We start from the raw sequence: 15,054 nt of genomic DNA on the forward strand, positions 1-15,054 counted from the left end.
AATGTAATTTTTCTGCTAATTCCTTAATGGTAAATACTTTGGGCCTTTGGCATGTGGATTGACTTTCCCCTGGTCAGCAAACTTTTCGCTAATAATATGGATAGAAAAATAGAAAAGAAATTTTGGAATAAAAGGCGCATCATAATGATAGGTGGTGGTGTGGCGGTGGTTATGCTGCTGACATATACTTTGATCTTTGCAGACCACCGGGCTACCCTTAATGTGGAGAAAGATAAGATCTCCATTTCTACTGTTAAAAAGGGCACCTTTGACGTATATATAGCCGTAACAGCCGTAGTAATGCCTTTGAAAACTATTCGCCTGGACGCTATTGAAGGTGGCTATGTAAGCCGTAAATACCTGGAAGGCGGCAGTATGGTAAAAGCCGGCGATTCTATTCTCCGGTTAGACAACCAGCATATGATGATGGACTTCGTTAACCATGAAACAGAAATCTACCGTTTAAGGAACGAATTGCAGAACACCCGGTTAAACATCCGGCAGCAGGAATTTGCTATGCAGCAAGCCCTTTCCGACATCGATGCTAAAATAGCCGCCGCCCAGGACCTGTACGACCGTAATAAACAACTGGTGGAAGAAAAGATAGTAGCCCGCCAGGAATTCAACAAGAATAAATTTGAATTGGAAGGACTGCTAAGGCAGAAAGACATACAACTGCAATCACAAAAATATCAGCAGGATAACGCCAGGATGCAAATCTCACAATTGGAAGGCACCCTGGCTCGTACTCAGCAGAACCTGGAGCTGATGCGGCAAAACCTCAACAGCCTGATCGTACGTGCACCTTTATCCGGGCAATTATCCTCTATTGATGTGGAAGTAGGGTCTAGTATTACTGCCGGCCAGAATATCGGGCAAATAGATGACCTGAATGGGTTTAAACTACGGGCAGATATCGACGAACACTATGTGTCGCAAGTATTTGCCGGTTTGAAAGCTTCATTTGAGTTCGATGGAAAAACGTACGGTATGGTAGTGACCAAAGTGTATCCTGAAGTAAAAAACGGCCGTTTCCAGGCAGACTTGAATTTTGAAAAGAATACTCCTGACGGTATCCGCCGTGGGCAGTCTTCTCCTATCCGCCTGGTATTGGGGAAGTCTGCAGAAGCGATCCTTTTACCACTCGGCGGATTTTTTTCAGACACCGGCGGCAACTGGGTATATGTAGTAGACAAGAGTGGGAACCGCGCTGTTAAACGGAATATCTCCCTGGGCCGTAAAAACCCTTTATATTTTGAAGTATTGGATGGCTTGCAGCCGGGCGATCAGGTGATAACTTCTTCCTATAGCAACTTTGGAAATAAAGATGTTTTATCTTTTTAGTGTTCATTCGTTTTTATAACCAGTAATAAAATTCATTATCCATTATGATACGTACTGTAAACTTACAAAAGCTGTTCACCACAGAAGAGGTAGAAACCACTGCCTTAAACGGCATTAACATGGAAGTGCAGGAAGGAGAATTTGTAGCCATTATGGGCCCTTCCGGCTGTGGTAAATCTACCTTGCTCAACATACTAGGGTTGTTAGATAATCCCTCCGATGGTGAGTATCACTTCTGGGGTAAAGAAGTAGCCCGTATGAACGAAAGACAGCGCGCCCAGCTCAGAAAAGGGGCTATCGGATTTGTGTTCCAGAGCTTTAACCTTATCGACGAGCTTACGGTTTTTGAAAATGTGGAACTACCTTTACTTTATCTGAAAGTACCTGCTGCAGAGCGGAAAGGGAAAGTGGAAGAAGTGCTGGAGCGCATGAATATCATGCATCGCCGTAACCACTTTCCGCAACAGCTCTCGGGCGGTCAGCAGCAAAGGGTGGCCATTGCCCGTGCAGTAGTAGCCAAGCCTAATCTGATACTGGCCGATGAGCCTACCGGCAACCTCGATTCCTCCAATGGGGAAGAAGTGATGAAATTACTACAGGAACTGAATAATGCAGGTACTACCCTTATTATGGTAACCCACTCGCCTTATGATGCCGGTTTCGCGCATCGCATTGTTAACCTGTTCGATGGACGGGTAGTAACGGAAAATATTAAAGAGCAGTTTCACGTATAATTGTTGCCGCTTTAAAAGCTTTATCGCGAGTGGAAGTATATCCGTTTCCGTGAGAAGTATGCTAGTGATATTAACATATCCTGTAGAAGGTTATTAAGTCTGAATAATCCCCTATATTGCTGTAACGATATGCAGCACGTCAGTCAACTATTGTAATAATTTATTGATCATGATACAATTGCAGAAAGTTTCAAGGCATTACCCCATTGGATCCGGAAAAAATTATATCCTTAAAGATATAGACCTCACTATTGATGAAGGCGAATTTGTATCCATTATGGGGCCTTCCGGCTCCGGTAAATCTACGTTACTGCATATTATGGGATTACTGGAAGGGCCCTCCGAAGGGCAATATTTGTTTGATGGGGAACGGGTAGATAAAATGAATGAGAAAAAACGTACCCAATTGCATCGGGGTGCTATCGGTTTTGTTTTTCAGGCTTACCACCTTATAGATGAGCTGACGGTATATGAAAACATAGAAACCCCTTTGTTGTACAAGAGCCTTTCCTCATCGGAAAGAGAGAGCCGGGTGGCCGATGAGCCTACCGGTAACCTGCATTCATCAGGCAAAAGTGATCATGCAGCTTTTCAAACATCTAAATGAACAAGATAAAATTACCATTGTGCAGGTCACTCATTCCGATATAAACGCCACGTACGGAAACCGTATCATCCAGATCCGCGACGGACACATTTATGGGTAAACGCGGATCTGCTAAAAATTATGTAAAAAAAAGATTATGTTGTACGCTCAACCGGTGAGTAATACTGCCATACCTACTAAATTTTTGCCTTTTATCAAGAAGAGGGAGAAAGTATCCTCACAATTAATATATTTTTGGAAGGTTATGAGAATATCCCGAATAGCAGGAGTAATCCTGGTCTTATTGTTTGCTAACATAACAGCCACGGTAGCGCAGGACACCTGGAGCCTGCAACGTTGCGTGGATTATGCCTTGCAAAATAATCTGAATGTAAAACAGCAGGAAATACAACGGCGGCTGGCGGAACTAACGCTGAAACAAAGCCGTTTGGGACTGATCCCGAATGTAAACGCCTCTATGGATGCAGGGTACCAGCAAGGACGTAATCCCAGCCCCCAAACCAATACTTATATCACCCAGTCTTTTTTTACTGCCGACGGAGGTTTGTCTGTTGGGGGAGATATTTTTACCTGGTTTTCCAGACTGCACACGATTGCCGCTAATAAATACGACCTGGAGTCTAACAGCTTTTTATTGGAGAAAGCACGTAATGATCTGGCTTTCAATGTAGCCACTGCTTTTCTTCAGATACTTTTAAATACAGAACAGGTAAAAGTGAACCAGGTGCAGGTGGAGTTAACTAATTCCAACCTGGAAAATACCAAAAAGCTGGTAATTGCCGGTTCCGTTCCGGAAAGCAATCAGGCCGACCTGGAGGCACAATTGGCACAAGACAGTACCAGTTTGGTAACTGCTCAAAATAACGTGGTACTGTCTATCCTGCAATTAAAAGCTTATCTCAATCTTGGATTTGATATTCCGCTCAAACCAGAAATTCCGGATAATATTGGGTCTTTATCACTGGCTCCTCTAAGCGAAATGGCGCCAGAAATGGTATATAGCGTAGCCATAACTACTTATCCACTGGTAAAGTCAGATCAATTGAGGATACAATCTGCAGAAAGTAATTATAAAGCTACCCGCGCACAACTGTATCCTAAATTGTCTTTCAATGCGGGCTTAGGTTCTTCTTATGCCAATAACATCCAGAGCCCGGGAGATCTGGCTTTCCGGAAGGATACCATTGGCGTGGTAGAGAATGCCGATTTACCGGTTACTACATTGTCTCCCTACTATTTGAATTACTACAAAATGCCTTTTTCCAAACAGATAGACCAGAATTTTAAACAGTCTGTTGGTATTACCCTGGGCATTCCACTCTTTAATGGCTGGCAAGTACGCGCTAACACGGCTAAAGCCCGTTTAAACGTACAGAATATGGAGCTCTCCAGGGATCTGGATAACCAAAAGCTGAAACAGGATATTTACACTGCACATGCCAATGCTGTAGCAGCATTGCAGAAATATAGCGCTTCCCGTAAAGGTGTGGATGCCGCTCAGAAAGCCTATGATTTTGCGACTAAACGCTTTAATCTGGGACTGATGAATACAATTGATTATATTACCACCCAAAGTAAATTATTCAGGGCGCAGATAGACAAGGTTTCAGCGCAATACGATTACATATTTAAAATGAAATTGTTGGAATTCTACAGAGATCAAAAGATATCGTTGTAGCGGTTCCGAAATAAACTGCTTTATGAAGAAAAAGACATTTTATTGGCTCATAGGCATAATAGGTTCACTCGTTATTTTATTGTTGGTGCTCAAGGCATCCGGCGTAATTGGCAAAGATGAAGGTATTAAAGTGGCGGTAGACAAGGCTGCCAACAGGAATATTATTGAAGTGGTAACTGCCAGCGGAAAAATTTACCCGGAAGTAGAAGTAAAGGTAAGTTCCGATGTATCAGGTGAAATTACTGATCTGCTGGTGCAGGAAGGCGATTCTGTAAAAAGAGGACAGGTACTGGCACGTATATACGCAGATATTTACGGGTCGATGGTAGACAAAGCCGCGGCTTCTATGAGTCAGAGCCAGGCGCAGTTAGCCAATTCTGCGGCTTCCCTTAACTCTTACAAAGCGCGGCTGGATCAAAATAAAGCAGCTTACGAGCGGAACAAGGAACTGCTCGCCCAGAAAGTAATTTCTAAATCAGAATTTGAAACGTCTGAAGCAACCTACCTGGCTTCCCAGGCAGATTATAATGCCGCTGTACAACAAATAAATGGGAACAAATTTGCTGTGGCTAGTGCACAGGCTAATTTAAACGAAGCCAATAAAAATCTGAGCCGCACTACTATCGCTGCTCCTATGGGTGGTATTATTTCCCTGCTATCTGTAAAGAAAGGGGAAAGGGTAGTGGGCACCGCACAGATGACCGGTACTGAAATGCTGCGCATTGCAGACATGAATGGTATGGAAGTACAGGTAGACGTTGGAGAGAATGATATTCCCAAAGTAAAATTTGGTGACACAGCCCTCATTGAAGTGGATGCATATAATAACCGGCAGTTTAAAGGAATTGTAACACAGATTGCAAGTTCCAGCAAAGGAGCTGCTACTGCTAGCGTTACCAGTGCTTCTTCTGCAGAGCAGGTAACCAGCTATATTGTACATATTCGTATTCTTCCGGAAAGTTATCAGGACTTACTCATAAAAGGCAATACCCGTGCGTATCCTTTTCGCCCGGGTATGAGTGCGAGCGTAGATATACAAACCAGATATGTAAATAATGTACTCGCTATCCCCATCAATGCGGTAAGTACCCGCGATGCAGATTCTACCAAGTCTGGCGACAAAAAGAAGCCGCAACAGGATGATACCACTCCGGGCTCTTCTGCCAGTACTAAAGCAGATTTGAATGAAGTAGTTTTTTTATTGCAACAGGATGGTACTGTTAAGATGGTACCTGTAAAAACAGGCGTACAAGATGAAGCCTGGATTCAGGTATTGTCTGGATTACAGGCCGGCGACCAGGTGGTAAGCGCTCCCTATACTGCTATTTCCCGTACGTTAGGGAATAGTAAAAAGGTAAAGGTAGTGCCTAAGGCTTCCCTGTTTGAAGGGGAGAAGAAGTAAGGGAAAGCGTACTGCAACCTGCTTTCTGCTTATATTGCGTAAAAATTCACATTGTGAGCAAGAGCATCGGTATAATTGGCAGTGGCAGTTGGGCCACTGCGCTGGCAAAGATCCTTACAGATAACGGACAGCATATACATTGGTGGATCAGGAATGAAGAAACCATACGACATATGCAGTTGCGTCATCATAATAAGCATTATCTCACTTCTGTATATTTTGATACTAATCTGCTGTCGCTCAGCAATAACCTACCAGCAATGGTAGCTGCCTGCGATGAGGTGGTATTGTCTGTGCCTTCTGCTTTCTTGGAAGACGTATTGCGTTTGCTCCCACCGGATGCCTTACAGCATAAGAATGTGATTTCTGCTATTAAAGGATTAGCGCCTGGTACCAATTCATTGATCGGCGCATACCTGAATAAGCAATATCATTTGCCGGTAGAGCAATATTTCACGATTACAGGCCCTTGCCATGCAGAAGAGGTAGCCAATGAAAAGTTATCGTACCTTACTTTCTCCGGTTGCAACCTGAAAAATGCCCAGGATATTGCAGATAAGTTTACCAGCAGCTATCTGAAAACCATAGTGAATACTGATGTAGTTGGTGTGCAACTGGCTGCCGTGCTTAAAAATATTTATGCTTTGGGTGCAGGTATTGCGCATGGCCTGGAATATGGAGACAACTTTCTCAGTGTATTCATTACCAACTGTTTTCGTGAGATGCAACATTTCTTGGAAAAGTATGAAGAGCTGCAAGCCGCTATTACAGGTACCTCTCCGTTGGTACATAACTACAGCGCCAGCGCTTACCTCGGCGATCTGCTGGTAACTTGTTATTCCTTGCATAGCCGTAACCGGACCTTTGGCAATATGATAGGGAAAGGGTATAGCGTAAAGGCGGCGCAATTGGAGCTGAATATGATTGCAGAAGGGTATTATGCCTGCAGAAGTATGTATGAGATGAACCGCAATATAGGGGCTTTTATGCCTATTGCACAGGCCGTATATACTATTTTATGGCAACAGGAGCAGCCGGCAGAGGCTTTCCTGGCATTGGAGAAATCATTTATCTGATACTATTTTATCTTTATCAAAAAAGAAGAGAGCAAAGGAATTATCTTTTGCTCTCTTCTTTTTTGAATTTACTTTTTACAGCCAGATACTTTTGCGGAAAAGACTAAAAATCATCGTAATCTTCATAATTATCTTCTCCGATCTTCATAATAGCCCTTACATTGGGGAAATACTGCTTGATTAATGTTGCAATACGTGAAAAAAGGTAGTCATTTAATACAGGCCCCTCATAATATTCAATTTCATTCGTCTCGTCAGAAATAATATACTCTGTAATGTTCCGGTCGATAATTGCCTGAAATCTTCTTTGACGGGGGAGTTTCCGCAGATTGATTTTTGTGGGGACACCATCTACATTGAAAGTGCATGCAATGTTTCGCATAACGCCAGTTGGGTTTAAATTGAGAAAAAAGATATCGGTTTAGTATGAATCACATGTTAGCTGGTGATTGCTGCTTATTTCGGCTAAAATAAGCTGATATGGACAAAAGAACATTATTGTACCCTAAATTGTTAATATAATATTGCTATTTGTGCCAAATAATTCCTCTATCCAGCTGAATTGTTATACAATTATAATTATTTATGGTTATATATATTGTTAATGCAATGTAAATGCAATTATTTTCTCATATCCGGTCTGTGGACACCGGGTAATAACTGTGGAAAAAAGTCTACGTTTTTTTCGTGGGCTTCCGGTGAAAAAGCCATTGCTGGTGCATTGGATTGATATTTGAAACGTACTATGTCCCGGCCAAGGGAATTGAGGACTTTGTTAATTGAGTGCATAAAATTTTTACCATGAAGATTAGAACCTTGCTTTTTGTTACTTCTTACCCTCCCCGTGAATGTGGTATTGCTACTTTTGCACAGGATCTGGTGAATGCATTGAATAAGAACTTTGCAGGCAACCTGAATATTGAAATTGCAGCATTGCAGGAATCAGGAAAGCCAGCTAATCAAATATCAGCCCCTGTAAACTATACTGTGAACCCATTTGATATTGATAATTGCATTGAGTTCGCACAAAAAATAAACGATAATAAGAAAATAGACCTGGTTTGTTTCGAACACGAATTTGGTTTATATGGTGGAGAATACGGACACAACCTCCTGGCAATGCTTTCTTTACTGGATAAGCCTTTTGTGGTACGCTTCCATACCGTACTGCCTTATCCGGATATTAAATGCACCAAGGTGGTAAGCCTTATCAGCGCACTGGCTGCTAAGGTAATTGTGATGACCCGTTCATCGGCAGACCTCCTGCGCAAGGTTTACCATGTGCCCGAAGGAAAAATTGTACATATTCCGCATGGTACCCATGCGCACATTGTAGATGATATGCCTGCCCTCAAAAAACAGTATAATCTGGAAGGCAAACTGGTGCTTAGCACCTTTGGGCTCCTGAGTGAAAATAAAGGCATAGAAACAGGTATCCGCGCCATGAAGGATATTGTAGCTCAATATCCTGAGGCAGTATACCTGGTATTAGGAAAAACCCATCCGGTGGTGTTCTCACGGGAAGGGGAAAAATACCGGGAATCGTTGGAACAGCTGGTAAAAGAACTGGGATTGGAGAACAATGTACGGTTTGTAAACAGCTATCTTTCCCTGAAAAATCTGTTAGATTACCTGGCCCTCACGGATATCTATCTTTTTACTTCTAAAGATCCGCATCAGGCAGTAAGCGGCACATTTGTATATGCTATGAGCGCCGGATGTGCAGTGATCTCAACTTCTTTTGTACAAGCCCGCGAAATGCTGGAAGATGGAGCCGGTGTACTGATCGATTTTAATAGTCCGGAACAACTGGCTGCCAGTGCCCTGCAATTGCTGGGCAACCCCGAAATGCGCCGGAAAATGAGCCTTGCTGCTATCGAAAAAACCCGTCCTTCTATCTGGGAAAACGTAGCCATTGCCCACATGAGCGTGATCAGCGAAGCCCTGGTAGAAGACAAATTAATGCCAAATTTGCCACCCCCCTACCTTGATCATATAGATCGGATGACTGATGAATTTGGTATGCTACAGTTTTCAAAACACGACCTGCCTGATCCGGATTATGGCTATACCCTCGATGATAACGCCCGCGCGTTGATTGCCATGTGCATGTATATTAACGAGTTGAAACCCAATAATTTCGTTAATACCTTGTGCCGTAAATACATCGATTTTATAGGTTATTGCCAAAAGCCATCCGGTAAGTTCCTCAATTATGTAGATATTGAGGGGGAATTTACCCCTATGAATGAGGAGGTTAGTCTGGAAGATGCCAATGGCCGCGCAGTATGGGCCCTGGGCTATACGCTCTCTTCCTATAGAAACCTTTCTTTCGATGCTGTACAAGATGCCCTGTCATTATTCAGGCAATCTATGAATTGGATGGAATCGCTGCAGTCGCCCCGGTCTATTGCGTTCACGATCAAAGGGCTGTATTATTTCCTGAGTTATAAACAAGGAGGAAGAGCGGCAGAGCTGCTCCAAAACCTGGCGACAAAATTGTACGCTTTTTATCAGGAAGAAGCCGACGGCACATGGAATTGGTATGAATCCTGCCTAACTTATGGTAATGCCGTACTACCTGAAGCCATGATGATGGCCTATCACGTAACCGGTATAGAGGCTTATCGCAGGACAGCCGAAGACAGCCTGGCTTTCCTCTGTAGTAAAACATTTACCGACAGCCATATGAAAGTAATCAGCAATAAAACCTGGTACCATAAAAATACCGAACAGGCGCCGGAAGATGGAGGAGAGCAATCTATAGAAGTTGCCTATACAATGTTGGCATTAAACACGTTTTATAATATCACAAAAAATACTTTGTATCTGGAAAAAATGCGTTTGGCATTTAGTTGGTATTTAGGGAATAACCACCTGAAACAACTTGTTTATAATCCATTAACCTACGGTTGCTACGACGGACTAGAAAAAACAAACGTTAACCAGAACCAAGGCGCCGAATCAACCGTGTGTTACCTGATTGCCAGACTTTTGATGGAACAATGGAATAAGCATAAGTATGTTACAACGAAACAAAACAGCCTGGAGCCGGTTAGACTCGGCTTCAACTGACAACAAAAAGAAAAGTCCCAGTATTCTGATCATCGATGACGAGCCAGACATATGCAGATTGTTGCAACTTACCCTCGTAAGACATGGGTTTGCTGTGAAATATGTGCATGAGCTAGGGGAAGGCATGCAGGCTATCCTTAAGCATCAGCCTGACCTGCTTTTTCTCGATATCCATCTGCCCGATGGGTCCGGACTGGAAGCTTTGCCGGTAATTAAGGAGAAATGCCCCACATTGCCCGTAATTACCATTAGCGCTTATGATAATGCGATGGAGAAACAAACCGCACTGAAAGCAGGAGCCGCTTTTTTCCTGGCTAAACCTTTCAGCGTAAAACATGTTGATGAATTGATAGATAATATCAAAAGCGAGTAAGTGCCTGTTATTTTTAATCCGTAATTTTAACCAGCTATTCTGTTGCCAATTACCACATATTAAAGAAGTATGAAAAATATCCTGATTATAGACGATGAAATTAATATTTGTACATTGCTGAGTAAGTTTCTCGGAAAACATGGATTTGATGTGGATACTACTATGACTGGTGGCGCCGCTCTCAAAATGATGAAAGAGAAAACTTATGATCTTGTACTATGTGATTACAGACTCAAAGATACCGATGGTGCACAACTGTTGCAGGATATCCATCAGATTAATCCATCTACCATAGTCATCATTATTACTGGTTATACAGATGTAAGAGTAGCCGTGGAAATGGTAAAGAACGGGGCATATGATTATCTCTCCAAACCATTATATCCAGATGAAATTTTAAACCTGGTACATAAGGCATTTGCGCATAAAGAAGCAGAGCAGGAAAGGCAGGCAGTGAGGCCCGTTGAATCTGGCAGTGAGCCGGAGGTAAGGGAAACGCTCTTGTCGCGCAACCAAAACGATAAAAATGATAAATATGTATATGGTGAAAGTGATGGCGCTAAGGAATTATTCCGGCAAATAAGGCTGGTAGCACCTACTGATTATAGCGTGATTATTTTCGGTGAAACCGGTACAGGCAAGGAATCTGTAGCGCACCTTATCCACCACCATAGTAAGCGTAATCAACAGCCTTTTGTAGCCCTGGATTGTGGCAGTCTTTCTAAAGAATTGGCCGCCAGTGAGTTGTTTGGGCACGAAAAAGGCTCTTTTACCGGCGCTATTAATACCAAGATAGGCGCATTCGAACAGGCACAGGGCGGTACGCTTTTCCTGGATGAAATCTCTAACCTGTCTTACGATATACAGGTGGCTTTGTTGCGCGTGTTACAGGAGAAGGTGATACGCCGCGTGGGTAGCCTCAAGGAAATTCCTATTGATGTACGCATCATTGTGGCTTCCAACGAAAAACTATCCGAATCTGTGCAACGCAGTAAGTTCCGGGAAGATCTCTTCCACCGCCTGAATGAATTCACTATTTACATTCCGCCATTACGGGAACGCCGGGAAGACTTGCCGCTGTTTACCACAGCTTTTGTAAACCAGGTCGCCAAGGAATTGGATAAAACCTGCGGCAAAATTTCTCCCGAAGTATGGGAATGTTTCCAGCAGTACAGCTGGCCAGGAAATATCCGTGAGCTCAAAAATGTGATCAGAAGGGCCTGCTTGCTAACGCCGGAAATGGAAGATATTACGATGCTGGCACTTCCGCTGGAAATGAAGGAGTCTTTCTCCCAAGCACCGGAAGAGCTACAGATATCCGGAGAACTGGCTATCTTGTCTAACGACAATGACCTTAAAACAGTAGCCCTGCAGGCAGAGTATAATAAGATCATCAATGTGCTGAAAGAGGTGAAATACAATAAAACAAAAGCTGCACAGGTATTGAATATAGACCGCAAAACTTTGTATAATAAATTACGCTTGCTAAATATTAATTATTAAAACTGACCATTTGCTTATTTGTAACCCGTACACAAACTGAGCAAGGTATTAAATAACCGGTAGGGCAATGGTAAATACCGTCCCCTTACCGGTTTCGCTGTCTATATGTATAGTGCCTTTGTGGTTTAGCAGGATGTTTTGCGTGCTAGTTAGCCCCAGGCCGGTGCCTTTGGCCTTATTGGTATAGAACGGATCGAATAACCTGGCCAGCTTATCTTCTGCAATGCCTACTCCGTTATCACTGATCAGTAATTTAGCTTTGTCCTGACTTTTTGTGGTAGTGATTGTTAGTATGCCTTTTCCTGGCGTCATCGCTTCGATAGCATTGATAATGATATTTAAAAAGGCAATCACCACTTTTTCTTCATCTGTATTAACCATGATATCGGGTGATACCAGGTTCTTTTTCAACGTGATCCCATTGAGTTGCAGCCGGTCTTGCGACAATAGTAAGGCTTTTTCTATCAACTCATTGATGCCATGTGGTGCCATGTGTAGTTCTATCATGCGGGTGCTGTGCAGCAGTTCCGTGATAAGTTGGTTAATACGGGTGCAGTTCCGTTCAATAATATCTGTAAATAGGAGCGTATCTTCACTGGTGGATACAATCTCCTCTTCTTTAAACTGGCTGACGGCCAGCAGGATATTCGTTAGCGGATTCCTTACTTCGTGGGCGATTACTCTGGCTATGCGCCCGGTGATTACAAATTTTTCCTGGTGCTGCTTTTCCTGTTCCTCCCTTTTTTTCTCGGTAATATCCTGAATTACACAAAGGAGTATCTGTTCCGTTTCATCAAGCGTAACGGCATTGATCAGTACGACCAGTTTTTTATTATCGGCGGTTTTAAATTCATATTCCCGGGTATTAGTAGGGTTGTTATGGTCGATATTGTTAAGAAAATGATCGCCTTGTTCCTGAGACAGGAAGAGGTTGCCCAGGTGCAGGGTTAGTATTTCTTCCTGGCTATATTGTAGTGTTTTTAAGGCGGCAGGATTGGCGTCAATGATCTTTTTGTCGCCATCTGCCAATATGATCAGATCGTGCGCCTTTTCAAAAATGCCGTAGTATTTTTTCTCGCTTTCTTCAATGGACCGCCGATGATTGTATTCATCCAGCGCGTAGCGGATGGATCTTTCCAACAGATCTGCCGTGATCTCCCCTTTTACGAGGTAGTCGTAAGCGCCTGCCAGCATGGCTTCCCGGTCTATATTATAGTCGCCTTTACCGGTAAGCATAATTACCGGCGGTTGGCTGGGCATTTGTTGTATACGGTAGAGGATATCAATCCCGGTGTTGGCTCCCAGCCGGTAATCTACAAGAAATACATCATAGATGTTCTTTTCCAGTGCGGCCACGCCTTTCTGAAAGGTAGGTGCCCATTCCAATACATATTGTCCAGGTGAGATATCATGAAGCAGCTCTGTTACCAGAAAAAAATCATCTTCATCATCATCTATCACTAATATATGTATCAGTTGGTCGCTCATGGGTGTTATTTAGGAATTTGTAAAAAGGGTGTTTCCGCAATAAAAATGCTAGGCTTTTATTCAGGCGGTTGGATCATCTGTTTGAGGTTTTTGTTTCAGTGGAAGTATAATAACGAAGGTAGCGCCTTTGTTGGGTACTCCATACGCCTGTATGAAACCATTATGACTGTCTACAATTTTTTTACAGATAGCCAGTCCTATGCCTGTTCCGGAGTATTCGCTGATGCCATGCAGCCGTTGGAAAATGAGGAAAATACGTTCTGCGTAGGCCTGTTCGAAGCCAATCCCATTGTCGGCCAGGCTAATACGGGAGAATACATCGTTCCAACGGTTCTCTTTTACTATACCTAGTTCTTTTCCATTGAGGAGCTGGTGGTGGATGTTTATTTCCAGGCGTCTGTCGGAGCTGGCAAATTTAATGGAATTGGCCAGCAGATTCTGAAACAACTGATGGAAAGAGGTGTGGCTACCTTCAATAACTGGTAACTGGTCGTAATTTATCAGCACATTTTTTTCCTCCAGCGTTACCTCGAGATCGCTGAGTACTTCCTGCAATAGCTTGTTCATATTTACCGGGGTAATGCTTTCCGGTGTGATACGGCCTGCCCGTGAAAAAATAAGGAGATCGTTGATCAGCACGCGCATGCGCGAAACGGCTGATACCATACGGTCTATTAGTTGTGTAGCGTCTGCCGGAAGTTGGTCTTTATATTTCATTTGCAGCCGGTCGCTGAAAGTAGAGATCTTCCGTAATGGCTCCTGCAGATCATGGGAGGCTACATAGGCAAACTGCTCCAGCTCTTCGTTGGTTTTGTTTAGCAGGGAAATATTTTGCTGCAGGTCTCTCTGGTAAGACCTCATCCTGCTTTCTATATGTAGTTGTAATTTAAATTCCCTATTGAGGGTAACATAGGAATATATACCAATTAATATGGCAACCAGTGAGGAAATAAAGATCATCGGTACCCACATTACCGCAAAGAAGTGAAATAACTCGGTTTTTTCCTGTACCTGTCCTTCTTCGAATCTGATCATTTCTCGCACTTTGTTGTCGATGAGGTCCATAGACTTTTCCCCTTCTTTTACAGAAGATAGCTGATTCACCAGGGTAGATTTATCACCGGCTACCTTCAGCTGTTGGTATTTAACGGCTAATAACTGGCGGATCGTATCCAGGCGTTGTTGTTGTTTGGGATTGTCTGCTGTGATTTTCCGGAGCAATAGGTATTCCCTTTCTATGCGGTTACTGCGTTCCTGCATACTGGGATTCAGAAAGGTACTGTCTTTCGTAAGATTATACCCCCGGATGGCCGCTTCGGCTTCCTTGAGTTGTCGCGTAATTACTTCCAGCCTTTTGGAGACTTCTATGGCATGATTAAGCCTGGCAGCGTTGTCCAACAAGTTCTTGGCTACCAGGTAGGAGAAAACGGAAGCGGTTACGATAACCGTAAAAGCGATGAAAAAACCTAACCGTATCTTTTTTTGTACTGAGAAATGCATCTGAATAACCAGGATGGTAAAGCATTTCAATTTACTATTTATGTACGAATTAGCGCGTAAAATAAAGTGGTTTACGCGCTAATTGCTGCTGCGCAACATATTCCACAAATGACTATTTAATTCTACATGCATTACGAACGCGGCAGGATAGGGGGTATTTACAGGGGGTAGCATATAAAGACGGTTTGTCCTAACCCCTTATAGGTCTATGTTAGCAAGAGGGATAACAATTTTTATAATAAAGCAATGGTGTTCATTGGAATGAACTTTGGAT

General features: G+C 43.1%; 12 protein-coding genes. 9 read left to right on the forward strand and 3 right to left on the reverse strand.

Annotated features, from left to right (window positions below; all coding sequences use genetic code 11):
* Positions 1 to 96 precede the first annotated feature (96 nt).
* The 6 genes from ACDQ55_RS04670 (at position 97) to ACDQ55_RS04695 (ending at position 6,841) form a co-directional block, all read left to right on the forward strand.
* Positions 97 to 1,344, forward strand: a complete 1,248-nt coding sequence (locus tag ACDQ55_RS04670) for an efflux RND transporter periplasmic adaptor subunit (RefSeq protein ID WP_420979992.1) — start codon at positions 97 to 99, stop codon at positions 1,342 to 1,344.
* A gap of 44 nt (positions 1,345 to 1,388) precedes the next feature.
* Positions 1,389 to 2,078: an ABC transporter ATP-binding protein gene (locus ACDQ55_RS04675; RefSeq protein WP_420979993.1), complete on the forward strand. Its 690-nt coding sequence runs from the start codon at positions 1,389 to 1,391 to the stop codon at positions 2,076 to 2,078.
* Between the two features lie 169 nt (positions 2,079 to 2,247).
* Positions 2,248 to 2,685, forward strand: a complete 438-nt coding sequence (locus tag ACDQ55_RS04680) for an ABC transporter ATP-binding protein (protein ID WP_420979994.1) — start codon at positions 2,248 to 2,250, stop codon at positions 2,683 to 2,685.
* A gap of 244 nt (positions 2,686 to 2,929) precedes the next feature.
* A complete protein-coding gene (locus tag ACDQ55_RS04685; RefSeq protein ID WP_420979995.1) occupies positions 2,930 to 4,363 on the forward strand; it encodes a TolC family protein in 1,434 nt (477 codons plus the stop codon).
* A 22-nt stretch (positions 4,364 to 4,385) separates the two neighbouring features.
* On the forward strand, positions 4,386 to 5,765 hold the full coding sequence (locus ACDQ55_RS04690) for an efflux RND transporter periplasmic adaptor subunit (protein WP_420979996.1): 1,380 nt from the start codon (positions 4,386 to 4,388) through the stop codon (positions 5,763 to 5,765).
* A 53-nt stretch (positions 5,766 to 5,818) separates the two neighbouring features.
* A complete protein-coding gene (locus ACDQ55_RS04695; RefSeq protein WP_420979998.1) occupies positions 5,819 to 6,841 on the forward strand; it encodes an NAD(P)H-dependent glycerol-3-phosphate dehydrogenase in 1,023 nt (340 codons plus the stop codon).
* Positions 6,842 to 6,944: 103 nt separating this feature from the next.
* Here the strand turns inward: ACDQ55_RS04695 and ACDQ55_RS04700 are convergent, their stop codons facing one another.
* Complete coding sequence (locus tag ACDQ55_RS04700; RefSeq protein ID WP_420979999.1) at positions 6,945 to 7,223, reverse strand: hypothetical protein; 279 nt, start codon at positions 7,221 to 7,223, stop codon at positions 6,945 to 6,947.
* Between the two features lie 419 nt (positions 7,224 to 7,642).
* Here ACDQ55_RS04700 and ACDQ55_RS04705 point away from each other — a divergent pair, with 419 nt between their 5' ends.
* The 3 genes from ACDQ55_RS04705 to ACDQ55_RS04715 all read left to right on the forward strand — a co-directional run bounded on the left by ACDQ55_RS04705 (position 7,643) and on the right by ACDQ55_RS04715 (position 11,792).
* A complete protein-coding gene (locus ACDQ55_RS04705) occupies positions 7,643 to 9,916 on the forward strand; it encodes a glycosyltransferase (protein WP_420980001.1) in 2,274 nt (757 codons plus the stop codon).
* Complete coding sequence (locus tag ACDQ55_RS04710) at positions 9,864 to 10,289, forward strand: response regulator (protein WP_420980002.1); 426 nt, start codon at positions 9,864 to 9,866, stop codon at positions 10,287 to 10,289. The genes ACDQ55_RS04705 and ACDQ55_RS04710 overlap by 53 nt, the downstream gene beginning before the upstream one ends.
* A 69-nt stretch (positions 10,290 to 10,358) precedes the next feature.
* The gene (locus tag ACDQ55_RS04715; protein WP_420980003.1) at positions 10,359 to 11,792 is read left to right on the forward strand and encodes a sigma-54-dependent transcriptional regulator; all 1,434 of its coding nucleotides are present in this window, start codon (positions 10,359 to 10,361) and stop codon (positions 11,790 to 11,792) included.
* Between the two features lie 48 nt (positions 11,793 to 11,840).
* Here the strand turns inward: ACDQ55_RS04715 and ACDQ55_RS04720 are convergent, their stop codons facing one another.
* Together ACDQ55_RS04720 and ACDQ55_RS04725 are read right to left on the reverse strand one after the other, a co-directional pair.
* The gene (locus ACDQ55_RS04720; protein ID WP_420980005.1) at positions 11,841 to 13,280 is read right to left on the reverse strand and encodes an ATP-binding protein; all 1,440 of its coding nucleotides are present in this window, start codon (positions 13,278 to 13,280) and stop codon (positions 11,841 to 11,843) included.
* 60 nt (positions 13,281 to 13,340) lie between these two features.
* Positions 13,341 to 14,780, reverse strand: a complete 1,440-nt coding sequence (locus tag ACDQ55_RS04725; protein ID WP_420980006.1) for a sensor histidine kinase — start codon at positions 14,778 to 14,780, stop codon at positions 13,341 to 13,343.
* Positions 14,781 to 15,054 lie beyond the last annotated feature (274 nt).

The organism is Chitinophaga sp. 30R24 (genome assembly GCF_049056765.1).
Classification (GTDB): domain Bacteria; phylum Bacteroidota; class Bacteroidia; order Chitinophagales; family Chitinophagaceae; genus Chitinophaga.

Bases quoted from the DNA above. Each gene is read 5' to 3' on its own strand.
- ACDQ55_RS04670 (WP_420979992.1), top strand. From the start codon at position 97: ATGGATAGAAAAATAGAAAAGAAATTTTGGAATAAAAGGCGCATCATA.
- ACDQ55_RS04675 (WP_420979993.1), top strand. From the start codon at position 1,389: ATGATACGTACTGTAAACTTACAAAAGCTGTTCACCACAGAAGAGGTA.
- ACDQ55_RS04680 (WP_420979994.1), top strand. From the start codon at position 2,248: ATGATACAATTGCAGAAAGTTTCAAGGCATTACCCCATTGGATCCGGA.
- ACDQ55_RS04685 (WP_420979995.1), top strand. From the start codon at position 2,930: ATGAGAATATCCCGAATAGCAGGAGTAATCCTGGTCTTATTGTTTGCT.
- ACDQ55_RS04690 (WP_420979996.1), top strand. From the start codon at position 4,386: ATGAAGAAAAAGACATTTTATTGGCTCATAGGCATAATAGGTTCACTC.
- ACDQ55_RS04700 (WP_420979999.1), bottom strand. From the start codon at position 7,223: ATGCGAAACATTGCATGCACTTTCAATGTAGATGGTGTCCCCACAAAA.
- ACDQ55_RS04705 (WP_420980001.1), top strand. From the start codon at position 7,643: ATGAAGATTAGAACCTTGCTTTTTGTTACTTCTTACCCTCCCCGTGAA.
- ACDQ55_RS04710 (WP_420980002.1), top strand. From the start codon at position 9,864: ATGTTACAACGAAACAAAACAGCCTGGAGCCGGTTAGACTCGGCTTCA.
- ACDQ55_RS04715 (WP_420980003.1), top strand. From the start codon at position 10,359: ATGAAAAATATCCTGATTATAGACGATGAAATTAATATTTGTACATTG.
- ACDQ55_RS04720 (WP_420980005.1), bottom strand. From the start codon at position 13,280: ATGAGCGACCAACTGATACATATATTAGTGATAGATGATGATGAAGAT.
- ACDQ55_RS04725 (WP_420980006.1), bottom strand. From the start codon at position 14,780: ATGCATTTCTCAGTACAAAAAAAGATACGGTTAGGTTTTTTCATCGCT.